This is a genomic window from Pseudomonas fluorescens, from assembly GCF_902497785.1.
Classification (GTDB): Bacteria; Pseudomonadota; Gammaproteobacteria; order Pseudomonadales; family Pseudomonadaceae; genus Aquipseudomonas; species Aquipseudomonas fluorescens_BO.
This window is the reverse complement of the sequence record NZ_CABVHK010000024.1, coordinates 47953-66168: the sequence shown is the minus strand read 5'-3', so window position 1 is coordinate 66168 and position 18216 is coordinate 47953. Positions and strand designations below refer to the sequence as shown.

Here is an 18216-nt window from a genome sequence, read left to right as displayed (position 1 = left end):
TTCGGGCGGTTCGGAATAAAGCGATGCCAGGTGTGCTTCCTCTGACGGAAACGGACCCTTTGTGTGTTGGTACGTCGGTGCCAACGCTTTCTGCCTGAACAGATTAGAGAAACGACCATGCATAACGTCGTCATCAGCGGCACCGGCCTGTACACCCCGGCCAACAGCATTTCCAACGAAGAGCTGGTGCAGTCTTTCAACGCTTACGTCGCGCTGTTCAACGCCGACAACGCCGACGCCATCGCCCGTGGCGAAGTCGAGGCCTTGACCGAGTCCAGCGCCGCGTTTATCGAAAAAGCCTCCGGTATCAAAAGCCGCTTTGTGATGGACAAGGACGGCATTCTCGACCCGCACCGCATGGCGCCGCGCTTGCCGGAGCGTTCGAACGACGAATGGTCGGTCCTGTGTCAGATGGCTATCGGCGCCGCCGAACAAGCCTTGCAGCGCGCCGGCAAAACTGCCGCCGACATCGACGGCGTGATCGTCGCCTGCTCCAACCTGCAACGTGCCTACCCGGCCATTGCCGTTGAAGTTCAGGAAGCGCTGGGCATCCAGGGTTTCGGTTTCGACATGAACGTGGCCTGTTCTTCGGCGACTTTCGGTATCCAGGCCGCTGCCAACAGCGTGCAATTGGGCCAGGCCCGGGCGATCCTGATGGTCAACCCGGAAGTCTGCACCGGTCACCTGAATTTCCGTGACCGCGACAGCCACTTCATCTTCGGCGACGCCGCCACTGCAGTGATCATCGAACGCGCAGACCTGGCCATCTCCAAGTACCAGTTCGATGTGGTCAGCACCAAACTGCTGACCAAGTTCTCCAACAACATCCGCAACAACTTCGGCTTCCTCAACCGCGCGGCGGAAGAGGGCATCGGCGCCAAGGACAAACTGTTCGTGCAGGAAGGCCGCAAGGTGTTCAAGGAAGTCTGCCCGATGGTGGCCGAGCTGATTGGTGCGCATCTGGCAGAGAACCAGCTCAACGTCGGCGACGTGAAGCGCTTCTGGTTGCACCAGGCCAACCTGAGCATGAACCACCTGATCGTGAAGAAACTGCTGGGTCGCGAAGCCACCGAGGAAGAAGCCCCGGTGATTCTCGACACCTACGCCAACACCAGCTCCGCCGGTTCGGTGATTGCGTTTCACAAGAATCAGGATGATCTGGCGGCCGGTTCGCTGGCAGTGCTCAGCTCGTTTGGCGCGGGGTATTCGATTGGTAGCGTGATTTTGCGCAAGCGCTGAGTTTGTTTTAAAAGATCGCAGCCTGCGGCAGCTCCTACAGGGATACGCAATCCACTTGTAGGAGCTGCCGCAGGCTGCGATCTTTTTTGCGTGAACAAAAAAACTCGCGCTGCTGTATCGGACGGATGATGGGGACCGATACAGCAACGCGAGTTTGTAGAAATCAGCTCAGGCTTCCTTGCCCGAGTGATGGAACGCAATCAGAACTTGGCTTCGGCATCCAGTTGCAGGGTGTTGATTTTCGAGTCGCGCAACGTGGCGTTGGTGTAGTCCGACTTAGCCATGAAGTACGTCGCGCCGACGGCGAAGTTCTTGTCCAGCTCGTAGTTAACTTTCAACTTGCTGCCGCGCGAACCGGTGAAGCCGTTGGCGAAGTCGGAGTCGGTGAACGCACCGACCACGGCATTACGCTGTACGTCGCGGTAGTTGTAGTCCACGCCGAAACCGTAGAACTTGGTCTTGACGCCGGCCAGCCAACCCATGTCCTGGTCGTTGCTGGCATCGTCGTTGTTGACGATCTGACCGTACAGCGACAGCGGCACTGCCAGGCCGCCGATGTCGAGCGAGCCAAAGCCTTCGTACAATTTGAACTGCTCGTTCGGGGTGTTGCCGTTGGTCGCCAGTACGGACGGGATGCTGGTGCCGCCGGCGGTGATGTCGTCGTCGTTGTCGTAGCCGTAGACGCTGCCACCCAACGTCAGTTTCAGGTTGTCGGTGATGGAGAAGCGCGCGCCCAACTGGCCAGCGTACAGACGCAAGTCGTGCTTGAACTGCACACCGTCGCCGTCAACGTTGTCCTTGAGGGTGTAGTGGCCGGCGCTACCGAACAGCTCGGCGGTGGAGCCCAGCGGGTACTTGTACGACAGGGACAGACCTTCCGGGCTGATGTCGCTATCCCAGATGATGTCGCCCATGCTCACCCATTGCTGCGGCATCTTGCCGCCAACGATGTGCAGGTTCTTGATGGCGGTCGGGTGGTAGTCGACGTAACCCTGGTCGAGCCAGATGGTCTTCTTGTCGAAGTAGTTGTCCAGACTCTGGTTGGTGGAACGAGCATCGTCGTTGTTGCCGGTGGCGATACGAATGCCGGTGTCGACTTGCGGGTTGATCTCGGTGTAGGCACCCAGTCGGGCACGCACGCGCTGGCGATCCGAATCGCGGTTGTTGGAGACGCCGTCGTTCTTGATGGTCTCCTGACGGAAACGCACGTCACCCTTGAACTGGGTCTTGGCGGCCCACGCCAGTTTCTGATCGAAGGTGCTCAGTTCATTGGTTTTCTTAGCGGTTGCTGCGATTTGTTCGTTGGTCTCTTGCTGAGCCTGACGAGCGATTTGCTGATCTTTCTGATCCCGGGCCAGTTCGGCTTGCAGTTCGCCGTATTGCGCGTTGGTAATCGAGCCGTTTGCCTTGAGCATGTCGAGCAGTTTGGCGTCGACTGCGGCGCTGGCCGGAACACTCATGGCCAGCAGCAGACCGCCACACAGGGCCGCCGCAGTTTTCGTGGAAGCAAGACGCATATCAATCTCCGAAGATGAGAGGGGATGACTGAGCCATCCGGGGCAAATACCGACCGTTGACGGACGGAAAACATTGACCGGGTTAGAACCCGACGCTCTAAAAACTGGCGCCAGTATCGCGATGGTTTATGACAAAGCAGTGGCAAAGTGATGGCGGCTAGATGACGATGTGTAACGTCGGTGAACTTTCATTCGAGGGGTCTGTCGGCGGAATTCGGGGTGTGGAACGGGCGGCGATCAGCGATACTCGCAGGGCTTTACGCCGCGATGTGGAGAGAAGTTGATGCCGTTGCAACGTCTGGAAAAACTGTCCGAGCTAGCGCCGCACACCTGGGATGCCCTGGTGCCGGACACTCAGCCGTTTCTACGCCATGCCTTCCTCAGTTCATTGGAAGACAGTGGCAGCGTCAGCGCGCATTCCGGGTGGCAGCCTGAACATCTATTGCATATGGAAGGTGATCGGTTGATTGCCGCGTTGCCGAGTTACCGCAAATGGCACTCCTATGGCGAGTACGTGTTCGATCACGCCTGGGCGGATGCCTGTGAGCGTGCCGGCATCGACTACTACCCGAAACTGTTGACCGCCGTGCCGTTCAGCCCGGTCAGTGGGCCGCGTTTGCTGGCGGCCTCGGTCGAGGACGGGTTTGAGTTGCTCAAGAGTTTGCCGGGCTACCTTGAAGTCGAAGACCTCTCCAGCGCCCATATCAATTTCACCGACCCGTCTACCGACGCGGCGCTGGCGCAACAGCCGGGCTGGTTGCAGCGCATTGGCTGTCAGTACCACTGGCAAAATCGCGGGTATCGGGATTTTCAGGACTTCCTCGATGCGCTCAGTTCGCGCAAACGCAAGCAGATGCGCAAAGAGCGCGAGCAGGTGGCGGGGCAGGGTTTCGAGTTTGAATGGCTCGAAGGCAGGCAACTGGATCAGGCGCAGTGGGATTTCGTTTACGCCTGCTACGCCAACACCTACGCCGTGCGTCGGCAACGGCCGTACCTGACGCGGGATTTTTTCAGCCTGTTGGCCGAGCGCATGCCGGAATCGATTCGCGTGGTGTTGGCCAAACAAGGCTCACGGCCGGTGGCCATGGCTTTCAGTCTCGTGGGCGGTGACAGTTTTTACGGCCGTTACTGGGGCTGTCTGGCGGAGTTCGACCGTCTGCACTTCGAGACGTGTTTCTATCAGGGCATGGACTATGCGATTGCCAACGGCTTTCAGCGTTTCGATGCCGGTGCTCAGGGTGAGCACAAACTGATTCGCGGATTTGAGCCGGTGATCACCCATTCCTGGCATTACCTGCGCCATCCCGGCCTGAAAGCTGCCGTCAAAGATTTCCTGCAACAGGAGCGCCTGGGTGTCATGGCCTACGCCGAAGAAGCGAGGACCGCCTTGCCTTATCGGCAAGACTGATCCTCGTCCGTGGGGTCAGGTGCCTTCCTTGCCCAGCCATCGGTAGGTCACGCCACCGATCACCGCGCCGAGTATTGGAGCGACCCAGAACATCCACAACTGCGCGATGGCCCAGCCACCGACTATCAGCGCCGGCCCGGTGCTGCGGGCCGGGTTGACTGAGGTGTTAGTGATGGGAATCGAGATCAGGTGGATCAGCGTCAGGGCCAGGCCGATGGCAATCGGAGCCAGCCCGGCGGGCGCGCGTTTGTCGGTGGCACCGAGGATGATCAGCACAAACATGGCCGTCATCACCAGTTCGCAGACAAAGCCTGCGGCCATCGAGTACTTACCGGGGGAATGTTCGCCGTAGCCGTTGGAGGCCAGGCCGGCGGAGAGATCAAAACCTTCCTTGCCGCTGGCGATGTAGTAGATCAGTGCGGCGGCGATCACTGCGCCAATGACCTGAGCGATGATGTAGGCGGGCAGTTCTTTCGCCGGGAACCGGCCACCGACGAACAAGCCGACTGAAACGGCGGGGTTGAGATGGCAACCGGAGATATGCCCGATAGCAAAAGCCATGGTCAGCACGGTGAGACCGAATGCGATGGCCACACCGAGCACGCCGATTCCCAGCGGAGAAGACGCGGCTAGAACCGCACTGCCGCAACCCCCCAACACCAGCCAGAACGTACCTAACAACTCAGTGACTGAACGTTTGAACAGAGACATGAGAGCGTCCTTGATGGGTTTTCTATCGAGACTGAATCGAGTTATGCATCCTGCAGATTTACGACAGGCTCGGGTCCGGAACCTTGGCTGAGTACAGCAGGGTTTTTGGGGATTTCCAGCGGCTCTTCCGGGGCTGAGAGTGGGTACATATCCGTTGTTGCGGTAACGGCTGCTATTGGTTCCGCTCTTACAGCGGGTCACTTGGAAAAACGGAACGCCGCCCGGCCCCAAGTAACCAAGGGCTCTTGCCCCTTTCGTTCGGTGCCTCGCTCCGGTCCTGCTCCGTGGGCCCGCCGCGATGGGCCATCCTTGGCCCAGCGCGGCTAACCCGGCATCCATGCCGGGTTACCCACTGCGCAGAACCTGCGCTCGGCCTCTCGATGGGGCAAGAAGATCGAAAGCCAAATCAACAGCGCACGAGGCGGCCTGATAGCCGGCCTGGCTCTTTGGTCGTGCGCGATCCCCCTGTAGGAGCCGGCTTGCTGCGGGCGGCTCCTACAGGGACTCTTTGCAAGTCGAGAGTGTATGCACGGCAAAAATCAGCGAAGCGCGCCCGCTTGAAGCCCCGGTCGGCCCGAAGGCCGCCGCGGTTTGATGTTGATTTTGACCTTAGGCGCCCCGTTAAACCACGCTGGCCGAACGCAGGCATTGCGCAGCGGGTAAACCGGCAAGGATGCCGGTTTAGCCGCGCTGGGCCAGGGATGGCCCATCGCGGCGACCTGCGGAGCAATGCCGGAGTGAGGGCACACCGAGCCTAGGCGAGGTGCCGAGTGGTGGGGCAAGAGCGTTTGGTTACTTGGCGCTTTTCCAAGTGACCCGCTGTAAAAGCGGAACCAATATCAGCCATCACCAAAAAAAACGGATATTCACACAATCAAACAGCATCAAACAGCATCAAACAGCATCAATCAATCCCCACAAACCCGCCAGTCTGATGCTGCCACAACCGCGCATACAACCCGCCATGCGCCAGCAGCTCGGCATGTGTCCCCGTCTCGGCGACCCTGCCTTTGTCCAGCACCACCAACCGGTCCATCCGGGCAATGGTAGACAGCCGGTGGGCGATGGCGATCACGGTTTTACCCTGCATCAGGGTTTCGAGGTTTTCCTGAATCGCGGCTTCGACTTCCGAGTCCAGCGCCGAGGTGGCTTCGTCCATGATCAGGATCGGCGCGTCCTTGAGCAGCACCCGTGCGATGGCGATCCGCTGACGCTGGCCTCCGGACAGTTTCACCCCGCGTTCACCCACGTGCGCATCGAAACCCGTACGGCCTTCAGCGTCCGACAGCAACGGAATGAACTCGTCGGCTCGGGCCTTGTGTACCGCCTCCCAGAGCTGGGCATCGGTAGCATCCGGTTTGCCATACAGTAAATTGTCGCGGATCGAACGGTGCAGCAGCGACGTGTCCTGAGTAATCATGCCGATACGCTCGCGCAGGCTTTCCTGGCCGACGTCGGCGATGTTCTGGCCATCGATAAGAATCTGCCCGCCCTGCACGTCATAGAGGCGCAGCAGCAGGTTGACCAAGGTCGATTTGCCGGCGCCGGACGGGCCGATCAGGCCGATTTTTTCCCCCGGTTTGATCGTCAGGTTGAGGTCGCCGATGATCCCGCTCTTCTTGCCGTAATGGAAATCCACCTGCTCGAAGCGTACTTCGCCACGGGCCACGGCCAACGGTTTGGCTTCCTCGCGATCCGTGACGCTGACCGGTTGCGCGATGGTGCGCAAACCGTCCTGAACCATGCCGATGTTTTCGAAAATACCGGTGACCACCCACATGATCCAGCCGGACATGTTGACGATGCGGATTACCAGGCCGGTCGCCAGGGCAATGGCACCGACGCTGATCAGCGACTGGGTCCACAGCCACAGCGCCAGGCCTGTGGTAGAGACAATTAGCAAACCGTTCATGCTGGTGACGACCACATCCATGCTGGTCACCACGCGGCCGGCCAGTTGGGCTTTCACCGTCTGTTCTTCGATGGCTTCCTTGGCGTACTGCTGTTCGAAGTTGGTGTGGGCGAACAGCTTTAATGTGGTGATGTTGGTGTAGCCGTCGACGATCCGGCCCATGAGCTTGGAGCGCGCATCCGAGGACACGACGGAGCGTTCTTTCACCCGTGGCACGAAGTAGTAGAGGGCACCGATGTAGGCGGCAATCCAGGTCAGCAGCGGGATCATCAGGCGCCAGTCGGCTTCGGCGAACAGCACCAGCGCACTGAGCGCGTAGATCAGCACGTGCCACAGCGCGTCCACCGCTTGCACGGCCGAATCGCGCAACGAGTTACCGGTCTGCATGATGCGTTGGGCAATGCGTCCGGCGAAGTCGTTCTGGAAGAAGCTCAGGCTTTGTTTGAGGACGTAGCTGTGGTTTTGCCAGCGGATCATGCTGGTCATGCTCGGGCTCAGGGTCTGGTGCACGAGCAGGTCATGCAGTCCCACGAACACCGGGCGCAGGATCAGCGCCACCACGGCCATCCAGGCCAGTTCGATGCCGTGTTCCTTGAAGAAATCGGCGTTCGGCGTGCCCTGGGCCAGGTCGATGATGCGGCTCAGGTAACTGAACAGCGCGACTTCGATCAGTGCACCGAACAGGCCGACGGTCAGCAGGGCGGCGAAACTCGGCCAGACCTGCTTCAAGTAATAGGTATAGAAGGGGAAAACACGGTCGGGCGGAGCCGCCGTCGGGGCGTCACGGAAGATGTCGATCAGTTTCTCAAAACGGCGATAAAGCATCAGTTCTCCGCCCGCGTACGGGCTCTCCTTTAAACAATATGAGCGGCGCCGCAGACCGGCGACCGCTCAACACTCCCTGTGCCTGCGGTTCTTAGTCGATGCGCTTGGCCGACTTGATCAGCACCGGGTCGATCGGCACATTCTGCATGCCGTTTTTGGTGGTGGTCTGGGAGTTGACGATGATGTCGACGACGTCCATGCCCTTGACCACTTTGGCGAATACCGCGTAACCGGCGTCACGGCCCGGGTCGAGGAACGCGTTGTCGGCGACGTTGATGAAGAACTGGCTGGTGGCCGAATCGGGGTTGGAGGTCCGCGCCATCGACAGCGTGCCACGCACGTTATGCAGGCCGTTGCTGGCTTCGTTCTTGATCGGTGCCTTGGTGTCTTTTTGTTGCATCTGCGTTGTGAAACCACCGCCCTGGACCATGAAGCCCGGAATCACCCGGTGGAAAATCGTGTTGTTGTAAAAGCCGCTGTCGACATACTCAAGGAAGTTCTTGGTACTGATCGGCGCCTTGACCGGGTCCAGCTCGATTTCGATCTGGCCATTGGTGGTGTCCAGCAGAACGTGCGGCGCCTTGGCGGGCGTTGCGGCCATCAGGTTGGCGGCAAACAGAACGGAGCCGGCGACGAGGGCGATTTTTTTCAGCATGGGTCAGTGATCCTGAGTGGGGTGGTGTCGACTGCGGTGAGAAACTCGAGCAGGGTTTGGTTGAAGCGTTCGGGTTGGTCCAGCGGGGTGGCGTGGCGCGAATCGGCGATCACTACCAGCCGCGCATCGGGCAGCAGTTTTACGTAAGTCTCCTTCAGCGTCACCGGTGTGTAGTCACGGTCGGCGCTGATGATGAGGGTTGGACAGGCCACCCTGGAAAGTCGTTCCTGAACCCCCCAGCCAACGATCGCGTCGAAGCTGGCGAGATAAGCATGTTTGTCGTTTTTTGCCCAGCGCTCTGCCATCTTTTGACGCAATTGGGCCTGTTCCGGTTTGGGGAACAGTTTGGCGCCCAAGGCTTTGCCGATGGTGCCCAGGCTGAGGGCGCGCATCAGGCTCCAGCGTTTGAACCACTGCCAGTAATCGTCGCGGCTGCGCAATTTGACCTCGGGCGCGCTATTGACGATGCACAGGCTTTTCAGCAGTTGCGGTTGGTCCACCGCCAGCTGGAAGCCGATCATGCCGCCCATCGAAAGACCCACATAATGTGTCGGGCCGAGGTGCAGGTGTTCGATCAGCGCGATCAGGTCGGCGCTGAACCCGGCGATGCTGTAACGCTCGCGAGGTTTGTCCGAGCGGCCGTGGCCACGCACATCCGGGACGATCACCCGGTAGCGGGCCGCCAGCGCCGGGATCTGTTCTTCCCAGTCGAGGGTGCTGGAACCCAGGCCGTGGACCAGCAGCAACGGCGTGCCGTGGCCGTATTCCTCATAGTGCAGGTTGCAACCGTCGTGCTCGAAATAGGCCATGCATTTTCCTCCTTGTCAGGCTTGTTCGGGGGCGGCGAACGGGGCATCGAGCGGCGCGGTGTCGAAGGTGCGCAGCAGTTCGATGAGGATTTGCGTCGCCGGGCCCAGCGGTTTGTCCTTGTTCGAATACAGATAGAAGCTGGGGTTGCGACTGCCGCCCTGATCCAACGGTAGCAGCTTGAGCGTCCCTTCTTTGAGTTCGCGTTCGATCATGTGCCGGGGCAACCAGGCAAACCCCAGGCCGCTGCTGACAAAGGTTGCGGCAGTGGCCAGGCTGCCGACGGTCCAGCGCTGTTCGGCGCCGAGCCAGCCGACGTCGCGCGGTTGCTGGCGGCCGGAGTCGCGGATCACCACTTGCATCTGGCTTTCCAGGTCCTGGAAATTCAGCTCGCGGTTCAGCCGGTGCAGGGCGTGCTCGGGGTGGGCGACGGCGACAAACTCGACGTCGCTCAATTCCGCGCCAAGGTAGCCGGGAATGCTGAAACCGGTGATCGCCAGATCAGCCACACCTTCGAGCAAGACTTCTTCCACGCCCGACAACACCTCTTCACGCAGACGCACCCGGCAGCCGCGGCTTTGCGGCATGAACGCGGTCAAGGCGCGGACGAGGCGGGCACTCGGGTACGCCGCATCGACCACCAGCCGCACCTCCGCTTCCCAGCCTTGCTCCATGTGATGGGCCAGGTCTTCGAGTTGACTGGCCTGTTTCACCAGTTGCCGTGACCGGCGCAGCAGTACGCCACCCGCTTCGGTGAGCACGGCTTTGCGGCCGTCAATGCGCAGCAGCGGCACGCCCAACTGGTCCTGCATGCGCGCCACGGTATAGCTGACCGACGATTGCGAGCGGTGCAGCGCTTCGGCGGCCTGGGCGAAACCGCCGTGGTCGACCACGGCCTGCAGCGTTCGCCATTGATCAAGGGTCACGCGGGGCGCTTTCATGTTGAGCTCCTCTTGTCCTAAGCTGGCAGTCCTAATTGGAGACTGCCGAATGAAAAAATTCTGTGTTGTGCTGCTGGCGATGCTGCCCTTGACGGCCTTTGCTTACCCGATCGACGTCGAGAAAAAGCTCAACGGCTTGAGCATCGACTACAACGCGTACGACACCGATAGCGACATCGCTTCCATTCAGGTGAACAACTACGGCAGCACCGATGCAATGTGCAAGGTGGTTTTCAACAACGGTCCGGAAGCGCCGCGCACCCGCAACATCGAAGTGGCCGCCGGCAAGCACAAAAATGCCACCGCGAAGTTCAGCCGGACCATCATCAAGATGCGTATCAACTTGACCTGCACCCCGAAATAAACTGACAACCCTGTGGGAGCGAGCCTGTGGTGAGGGGATTTATCGAAACGTCGCACCGCCCCGTTGGGTCGCGAAGCGGCCCCAAACATGCGAGTACGGTGCCTCAGATAAACGGTACTCACCGGATCTGCGACTGCTCCGCAGCCGAACGGGGATAAATCCCCTCACCACAGGCTCGCTCCGACATGCAGTATGCTCAGCTTATAAACGAAATTATTGATGGGTTATAGCAGTTATTTGCGCTTTTTCATCGATATGACTCTGTTTAACCTTCACTCCATCGACTTACAGCCTTTTCAGATGGAGCCTAAATCCCATGTCCCGCGTTCTGATCATCGAAAGCAGCGCCCGTCAGCAAGACTCGGTCTCGCGTCAACTGACCCAGACCTTCATCAGCCAGTGGAAAACCGCTCACCCGAATGACCAGATCACCGTGTGTGACCTGGCCGTCAATCCGGTGCCGCACCTGGACATCAACCTGTTGGGCGGCTGGATGAAACCTGCCGGGGAGCGCAACGACATCGAGCAGGCTTCGCTGGAGCGCTCCAACCTGTTGACCGACGAATTGCTCGGCGCCGACGTGCTGGTCATGGCCGCGCCGATGTACAACTTCGCGATTCCCAGCACGCTGAAAGCCTGGCTCGACCACGTGCTGCGCGCCGGTGTGACCTTCAAGTACACCGACACCGGCCCGCAGGGTCTGCTCAGCGGCAAGCGTGCTTACGTGCTGACCGCTCGCGGCGGGATCTACGCCGGTAGCACTGCGGATCATCAGGAACCCTACCTGCGCCAGGTCATGGGCTTCATCGGAATTCACGACGTGACGTTCATTCACGCCGAAGGCATGAACCTGGGCGGGGACTTCCAGGAGAAGGGCCTGAACCAGGCCAACGCCCGGCTTTCCCAGGTGGCTTGAGGTTTTAATCGCCAGATAATCCCTTGATGTTCAAGTGACCTGGCGCAACCCCTTCAAGCCGTAACGCGCATCGACCTCCCTTTGCACTTGTTGCTCCTGAGTGCTGTAGCCCGATTGAACGCTTTAGCGAGATCGGGCTTTTTTTTGCCTGTGATTTGGTAGGCGCGAACACAAATCCCTGTGGGAGCGAGCTTGCTCGCGATGGCTGAGAGTCAGTTGACATCGTTGTTGAATGACACACCGCCATCGCGAGCAAGCTCGCTCCCACAATGGATTTGGTGTTGGCTGACTGTTCGCGATAAACAGCAAAACCCGCTATCTTCGCCGCCATTCAAAACGAGGCGAGCATGGGCTATCTACTTTTTGTCACGCTGATCCAGGCGTTTTCCTTCAGTCTGATCGGCGAATACCTGGCCGGGCACGTCGACAGCTATTTCGCGGTGCTGGTGCGGGTGTTGCTGGCGGGGTTGGTGTTTATTCCGCTGACGCGCTGGCGCTCGGTTGAACCGGCGTTCATGCGCGGCATGCTGCTGATCGGGGCGCTGCAGTTCGGCGTGACCTACGTCTGTCTATATTTGAGCTTCCGCGTGCTGACGGTGCCGGAAGTGTTGTTGTTCACCATCCTCACGCCGTTGCACGTGACGCTGATCGAAGATGCGTTGAACCGGCGCTTCAATCCATGGGCGCTGGTCGCAGCGCTGGTGGCAGTGCTCGGCGCGGCCGTGATCCGCTTCGACCGGATCAACCCGGATTTCTTCATGGGTTTCCTGCTGCTGCAATTGGCCAACTTCACCTACGCCGCCGGGCAGGTGCTTTATAAGCATCTGGTGGCGCGCCATCCCAGCGACCTGCCGCATTACCGGCGTTTCGGCTATTTCTACCTCGGCGCACTGGCGGTGGCGTTGCCGGCGTTTCTGTTATTCGGCAAACAGAATTTCCTGCCCGAAGCGCCGCTGCAATGGGGCGTGCTGCTGTTCCTCGGTCTGGTCTCGACCGCGTTGGGGTTGTACTGGTGGAACAAGGGCGCGTGCCTGGTGAATGGCGGCACGCTGGCGGTGATGAACAATTTGCACGTGCCGGTGGGATTGCTGATCAATTTGTTGATCTGGAATCAGCATGAGGAACTGGGGCGGTTGCTGCTGGGCGGGTCGGTGATTCTAATGGCGGTGTGGATTAGTCGGTTGGGTATTAGACGAGTTGCTCAACCGGTGTAGGAGCTGGCGCAGCCTGCGATCTTTTGATTTTCAGGATCAAAAGATCGCAGGCTGCGCCAGCTCCTACATAATGTGTTTTTCCGGCTCGGAAATGTGGCTCGCGCCTAACATGGCCGGAAGCAGCCCGGCGCGCAAATCCCCACCACTCGGTTGCTGGTACAGGCTCAAACCAAACTCCGGCAACACCGCCAGCAGGTAATCGAAAATATCCCCCTGAATCCGCTCGTAATCCGCCCACGCCGTGGTGCGGGTGAAGCAGTAGATCTCCAGCGGAATGCCCTGCGCCGTGGTCTGCATCTGCCGGACCATGCAGGTCATGTTCGGCTGCACCTCCGGGTGACTTTTCAAATAGGCCAGCGCATACGCGCGAAACGTGCCGATGTTGGTCATTCGCCGGCGGTTGGCCGACATCGCCGCGACGTTGCCCTGAGCTTCGTTCCAGGCCTTGAGTTCCGCCTGTTTGCGGCTGATGTAGTCGGTCAGCAGATGCACCTGGGACAGTTTCTGCTCTTCGTCATCGCGGATGAATCGCACGCCACTGGCATCAATGAACAGGCTGCGCTTGATCCGGCGTCCACCGGACTGCTGCATGCCGCGCCAGTTCTTGAACGACTCGGACATCAGGCGCCAGGTCGGAATCGAAACAATGGTCTTGTCGAAGTTCTGCACCTTGACCGTATGCAGGGTGATGTCCACCACATCGCCATCGGCGCCTACTTGCGGCATCTCGATCCAGTCGCCGACCCGCAGCATGTCGTTGCTGGTCAACTGCACGCTGGCGACAAACGACAGCAGGGTGTCCTTGTAGACCAACAGGATCACCGCCGACATGGCGCCCAGACCGGACAGCAGCAACAGCGGGGAACGATCGATCAGCGTCGCGACAATGATGATCGCGCCAAACACGTACAAGACCATTTTCGCCAGTTGCACGTAGCCTTTGATCGAACGGGTGCGGGCGTGCTCGGTGCGGGCGTAGATGTCCAGCAAGGCGCTGAGCAGGGCACTGATCGACAGGACGAGAAACAGAATAGTGAACGCCAGCGCCACATTGCCGAGGAAAATCAGCGCGGTTTTACTCAGCTCCGGCACCAGGTGCAGACCGAATTGAATCACCAGCGAGGGCGTCATTTGCGCCAGTCGGTGAAACACCTTGTTATGCCGAAAGTCGTTGATCCAGTGCAACGCCGGTTGGCGGCCAAGCATTTTCGTTGCGTGCAGGATCAGGTAGCGCGCCACTCGTCCGAGGGCGAGCGCTACCACCAGCAATATAAGCAGGCCGAGACTGGTATGCAGGAGCGGGTGCTGATCGAGGGCACCCCAAAGGTCTTGGACGTTGAGCCAGAGCTGTTTGATATCCATGGGTAAAACCGTTTCTTCTATAGGACGCGTCAGGGCGATTAGAGCATTTAAGCCGCTTTGGATGACGTTTGAAGTCAAATAAGGCAACAAAAAAGCCGCTGTTTGCGGTCGTTTGTATAAAGACACTCGGCCTCGGCGCTCGAAACCGTTACCCTATGCAGCTGTTTTTTTGTATTTCTTCGAGGTAGCACCCGTGTTTTCCCAATTCGCCCTGCACGAACGCCTGCTCAAAGCCGTGGCCGAGCTTAAATTTGTCGAGCCAACGCCTGTGCAAGCCGCGGCTATTCCGCTGGCGCTCCAAGGGCGTGACCTGCGGGTGACAGCGCAAACCGGTAGCGGCAAAACCGCTGCTTTCGTTTTGCCAATCCTCAATCGACTGATCGGCCCGGCGAAAATCCGCGTCAGCATCAAGACCCTGATCCTGCTGCCGACCCGCGAGCTGGCCCAGCAGACCATCAAGGAAGTCGAGCGCTTCGCCCAGTTCACTTTCATCAAATCCGGCCTGATCACTGGCGGGGAAGACTTCAAGGTCCAAGCCGCCATGCTGCGCAAGGTGCCGGACATCCTGATCGGTACGCCGGGCCGGATGATCGAGCAACTGAACGCCGGCAACCTCGACTTGAAAGAAGTTGAAGTACTGGTACTCGACGAAGCTGACCGCATGCTCGACATGGGCTTTGCCGAAGACGTGCAGCGCCTGGTGGAAGAGTGCACCAACCGTCAGCAAACCATGCTGTTCTCCGCCACGACCGGTGGTTCGGGCCTGCGCGAGATGGTCGCCAAGGTCCTGAACAACCCGGAACACCTGCAGTTGAACAACGTCAGCGATCTGAACGCGACCACGCGTCAGCAGATCATCACCGCTGACCACAACCAGCACAAAGAGCAGATCGTCAATTGGCTGCTGGCCAACGAGACCTATCAGAAGGCCATCGTGTTCACCAACACCCGGGCCATGGCCGACCGCATTTATGGCCGTCTGGTAGCGCAGGAATACAAGGCGTTCGTGTTGCACGGCGACAAGGACCAGAAAGACCGCAAGTTGGCGATCGACCGTCTGAAGCAGGGCGGCGTGAAAATTCTCGTCGCCACCGACGTTGCCGCACGCGGCCTCGACGTTGATGGTCTGGACCTGGTCATCAACTTCGACATGCCGCGCAGCGGCGACGAGTACGTGCACCGTATTGGTCGCACCGGCCGCGCCGGCAACGATGGCCTGGCCATCTCGCTGATCTGCCACGGCGACTGGAACCTGATGTCGAGCGTCGAGCGCTACCTCAAGCAGAGCTTCGAGCGCCGCACCATCAAGGAAGTCAAAGGCACCTACGGCGGACCGAAAAAGGTCAAGGCCTCGGGCAAAGCCGTTGGCGTGAAGAAGAAAAAAGTCGACGCCAAGGGCGACAAGAAGAAAACCGGCGCCAAGGCCCCGACCAAACGCAAGATCGCCAACCGCCCGAAGACCGACGCTCTGTCGTTGGTCAGCAAGGACGGCATGGCGCCGCTCAAGCGCCGCAAGCCGGAAGCGCCGGCTGCTGAATAAGCAGTGGTAGCGAGCCAATAAAAAACCCGGACAGTGTCCGGGTTTTTTTTCGTTAAAAGATCGCAGCCTTCGGCAGCTCCTACGTTGGGCCGTGCTCTGGGTTAGGGCTGCGATCTTTTGATCTTGCCCTCAACCTTCGGCTTTTTTCTCCGCCGTCCCCAGCTCCTTCAATCGCTGATCGATCAACTGGCACTTGTCTGGCACGTCCTTGCTCGCTGTTTCCATGTCCATCTTCTGCAATTCTGCATTGATTTCCTTGGCCTTTGCCGGATTTTGCTCGGTCAGCCGGGTGACTTCCTTGGCCAACTGTTCGCGTTTAAGGGTGGCTTCCTCGGGCGTGCAGGCCCAAGCGGGAAGGGCACAGGCGAAGGTTGCGGCGAGGGTGAGTTTCAGCAGGGTTTTCATAGATCGGGCCTCGGTTCCGGTTAAGGCGGGTTAACCGGTTGAGGGTTGCCGGGCGCGAAAAGTTCAGAGAGCGCCCCGGTTTTTGCGATCTAGCTTCCATGGCAGCAGCTCGAAGACGCCTCATCGTCATACCGGTCGTGATGCTTCACCCATTCCATTATTTGCTCTTCATTGCGCCCCTTGGGTGTCAGGTCGAGGTAGTTGTAGGCGCCAACCAGCATGTCCAGGCCACGGGCATAGGTGGAATAAGTGTGGAAAATCTCGCCAGCATCGTTGCGATAAAACACGCTGAGGCCGGGGAGTTCTTCTTCGGCGCCGTCGGATTTTTCGTAGTTATACGTCGCTTTGCCGGCAGCGACATCTTCCGCCCGGGCCGAAACGCCAAAGTCGTAGTTGAAATCACAGCCTTCAGACGACACCCAATCGAATTTCCAGCCCATCCGGCGCTTGAACGCCTGGAAATGTGCGAAGGGTGCGTGGGAAACCGCCACCACTGCGATGTCATGGTGAGCCAGATGCAGGTTGGCGCCGTCGATGTGGTCGGACAGGAATGAGCAGCCGGGGCAGCCTTCATCCCAGCCGTCGGCGAACATGAAGTGGTAAATCACCAACTGACTGCGGCCACCGAACAGGTCGGCCAGCTTCAGTTCTCCCTGTGCCCCCTGGAAATGATAGTCCTTGTCGATTTTCACCCAGGGCAGGGCGCGCCGTTGTGCGCTGAGTTTGTCCCGTTCCCGGGTAAAGGCTTTTTCCTGGGACAGGTGTTGTTTGCGGGCCGCGAGCCATTCTTCTCGCGATACCACCGGATGGTTCTGAACGTTCATCGGGTTTTCTCCTGCGCAATGCTGGGAGGTGACTGACACAGCCTAGTCGTTCAGCGCTGCCCCGGATCGACATACCGCCAGTCGGTCCGGGCGAAAAAAAACCTCGCTGAACGGCTGACGCCGCCGTCGGTCACAACCTATGAAGGCCATCACACTCACCGGGCTTTGGAGGTTGAACAGGATGACGACTTATAACTGGGATTTGATTGAACGCTTGCTTCACGAAGTGCAAAACGCAGCGCCCAGCTTCACGCCGCGGCCCTATGCCGAACAGTACGCGGCGGAGAAAGCCACGGAGGGTGAAGAGACCGAAAACCTGGATCACTTGAAAGCGGTGGCCGGCGAATACGAAAAGTTGTTGCTGGAGCGCGGGTATATAGAACCTCGGCCGGAAGAGCAGGGTGGTACGGGTTCCAATTACATGCTGACGATGCGTGGATCGAGGCTGTTGAGCCTCATCGATAGCAGCATTCCGGGCAATGATCATCCACGGCAAGTGCTGGATGAGCAGGAAGATGCGCTGGATGAAATGACGTTTGATGAGGTGGCGTCGAAGGCGCAAATCGCCTGATAGTTGATGATGTAAAAGATCGCAGCCTTCGGCAGCTCCTACATGAGTAAACGATCCCTGTAGGAGCTGCCGAAGGCTGCGATCTTTTAGTGAGTTTGCGCCGCCTGCAGGCACTTCAAATCATTGAAATCCTTGCGCACGCCTTCGATTTTCTTCAGCAACCGCTCACGCTGGGTCGGGGTGCTCTCCGCCATCAGATCCACAAACAGGCTTCGCGCCTGCGCTTCCGTGTTGGCGAAGGCCTTGCGGTATTCGGGTGTCCATAAACTCTCGCGATTCACCAGAAGTGTCTCGATTCGCTGTGGGAATTCAGGACTCTTGCGCTGCGCAACGGCGGCACTGAACTGCTTCTGCCAATGTACGCGGTTGGCGATCCACTGCGTGTTCTGGTCGCCCAAGGCGTTTGACCAGGCGACGACACGTTGCTGCTGGGTCGGGCTGAGCGGACCGAGCCAGTCATTCAGGCGTTTTTCCATGCGCTCGCCGCGTTCCTTGATCTGCTGATCGAGAGACGGTTTGAGGTAATTCTGCTGCCGTTTGCGCTGATCCTTGGCGAAGGCGTCATTCATCTCCGCCACTTGCTGGTCATCCAGCCCCCGTAGTAACTCAATGGCCGAGGGGGTGATTTCCCGAGCGGTCTGGGCGATGGCTTGTCTGGCTTCCTGGGTGCGGGTTTGCAGCGCGGCGTCGGTCACCTGATTGGTCTCGACCATCACCTGCAAGCGATCCAGCCAGTCGAGGTATCCCGGCAGTTGCGTGGTGCAGTGCCAGCTCAAATGTTCTTTAAGGCGCTCGTCGAACCAGCCTTTCTGCTCGCCGTTCATGTCCAGGTAATCGCTGAGCGTCCAGGGAATGATCACGTCGAGGTTGCGATAGGCCAGACCCACGCGGCTACAGGCACCGAGGGCGAGACTGAGGGTGAGGACGACGGCGAGACACTTTAACCAGCGCGACATGGGCGGGTCCTTGCGAAAGCGTAGGTTCTCATGTGAACGCAGGATGAGC

The 18216-nt window shown here is 59.2% G+C and carries 16 protein-coding genes and 1 pseudogene; 7 read left to right on the top strand and 10 right to left on the bottom strand.

The genetic code is table 11. The annotated features are described in order from the left end of the window. Positions 1–117 precede the first annotated feature (117 nt). Positions 118–1239 (top strand): beta-ketoacyl-ACP synthase III, encoded by a 1122-nt coding sequence (locus F8N62_RS28320; RefSeq protein WP_150713776.1) that lies wholly within the window; start codon positions 118–120, stop codon positions 1237–1239. A 200-nt stretch (positions 1240–1439) separates the two neighbouring features. Here the strand turns inward: F8N62_RS28320 and F8N62_RS28315 are convergent, their stop codons facing one another. Beyond that, complete coding sequence (locus F8N62_RS28315) at positions 1440–2756, bottom strand: putative porin (RefSeq protein ID WP_150713775.1); 1317 nt, start codon at positions 2754–2756, stop codon at positions 1440–1442. Between the two features lie 283 nt (positions 2757–3039). Between F8N62_RS28315 and F8N62_RS28310 the strand changes: the two genes are divergently transcribed. Further along, positions 3040–4164: a GNAT family N-acetyltransferase gene (locus F8N62_RS28310; protein WP_150713774.1), complete on the top strand. Its 1125-nt coding sequence runs from the start codon at positions 3040–3042 to the stop codon at positions 4162–4164. 15 nt (positions 4165–4179) lie between these two features. Here F8N62_RS28310 and aqpZ read toward each other — a convergent pair whose 3' ends face one another. From aqpZ to F8N62_RS28280, 5 genes and pseudogenes are all read right to left on the bottom strand, one after another. Next, complete coding sequence (aqpZ, locus tag F8N62_RS28305) at positions 4180–4875, bottom strand: aquaporin Z (protein ID WP_150713773.1); 696 nt, start codon at positions 4873–4875, stop codon at positions 4180–4182. Positions 4876–5779: 904 nt separating this feature from the next. After that, entirely contained in the window at positions 5780–7612 is a 1833-nt protein-coding gene (locus F8N62_RS28295; RefSeq protein WP_150713772.1) for an ABC transporter ATP-binding protein, read from the bottom strand. A 91-nt stretch (positions 7613–7703) separates the two neighbouring features. Next, complete coding sequence (locus F8N62_RS28290) at positions 7704–8267, bottom strand: peptidylprolyl isomerase (RefSeq protein WP_150713771.1); 564 nt, start codon at positions 8265–8267, stop codon at positions 7704–7706. A gap of 3 nt (positions 8268–8270) precedes the next feature. After that, positions 8271–9076, bottom strand: a pseudogene (locus tag F8N62_RS28285) (alpha/beta fold hydrolase). A 15-nt stretch (positions 9077–9091) separates the two neighbouring features. Beyond that, a complete protein-coding gene (locus F8N62_RS28280) occupies positions 9092–10015 on the bottom strand; it encodes a LysR family transcriptional regulator (RefSeq protein WP_150713769.1) in 924 nt (307 codons plus the stop codon). 49 nt (positions 10016–10064) lie between these two features. Between F8N62_RS28280 and F8N62_RS28275 the strand changes: the two genes are divergently transcribed. From F8N62_RS28275 to F8N62_RS28260, 3 genes are all read left to right on the top strand, one after another. Beyond that, on the top strand, positions 10065–10379 hold the full coding sequence (locus F8N62_RS28275; RefSeq protein ID WP_150713768.1) for a 3-phosphoglycerate kinase: 315 nt from the start codon (positions 10065–10067) through the stop codon (positions 10377–10379). Between the two features lie 316 nt (positions 10380–10695). Further along, entirely contained in the window at positions 10696–11295 is a 600-nt protein-coding gene (locus tag F8N62_RS28270) for an FMN-dependent NADH-azoreductase (protein WP_150713767.1), read from the top strand. Positions 11296–11642: 347 nt separating this feature from the next. Beyond that, entirely contained in the window at positions 11643–12509 is an 867-nt protein-coding gene (locus F8N62_RS28260) for a carboxylate/amino acid/amine transporter (RefSeq protein WP_150713766.1), read from the top strand. A gap of 63 nt (positions 12510–12572) precedes the next feature. Here the strand turns inward: F8N62_RS28260 and F8N62_RS28255 are convergent, their stop codons facing one another. Further along, positions 12573–13871 carry a mechanosensitive ion channel family protein gene (locus F8N62_RS28255; protein ID WP_150713765.1) on the bottom strand — a complete coding sequence of 433 codons (1299 nt, stop codon included), beginning with the start codon at positions 13869–13871 and terminating at the stop codon, positions 12573–12575. A 193-nt stretch (positions 13872–14064) separates the two neighbouring features. On the opposite strand from F8N62_RS28255, the gene F8N62_RS28250 reads away from it, so the two are divergent. Beyond that, positions 14065–15411, top strand: a complete 1347-nt coding sequence (locus F8N62_RS28250) for a DEAD/DEAH box helicase (RefSeq protein ID WP_150713764.1) — start codon at positions 14065–14067, stop codon at positions 15409–15411. Between the two features lie 129 nt (positions 15412–15540). On the opposite strand, the gene F8N62_RS28245 is transcribed toward F8N62_RS28250, so the two are convergent. Further along, entirely contained in the window at positions 15541–15816 is a 276-nt protein-coding gene (locus tag F8N62_RS28245) for a hypothetical protein (protein ID WP_150713763.1), read from the bottom strand. An 89-nt stretch (positions 15817–15905) separates the two neighbouring features. Continuing rightward, on the bottom strand, positions 15906–16640 hold the full coding sequence (locus F8N62_RS28240) for a DUF899 domain-containing protein (protein ID WP_150713762.1): 735 nt from the start codon (positions 16638–16640) through the stop codon (positions 15906–15908). A 181-nt stretch (positions 16641–16821) separates the two neighbouring features. Between F8N62_RS28240 and F8N62_RS28235 the strand changes: the two genes are divergently transcribed. Next, positions 16822–17211: a transcriptional regulator gene (locus F8N62_RS28235; protein ID WP_150713761.1), complete on the top strand. Its 390-nt coding sequence runs from the start codon at positions 16822–16824 to the stop codon at positions 17209–17211. A gap of 86 nt (positions 17212–17297) precedes the next feature. Here F8N62_RS28235 and F8N62_RS28230 read toward each other — a convergent pair whose 3' ends face one another. Further along, entirely contained in the window at positions 17298–18167 is an 870-nt protein-coding gene (locus tag F8N62_RS28230; RefSeq protein ID WP_150713760.1) for a DUF6279 family lipoprotein, read from the bottom strand. Positions 18168–18216: the final 49 nt, after the last annotated feature.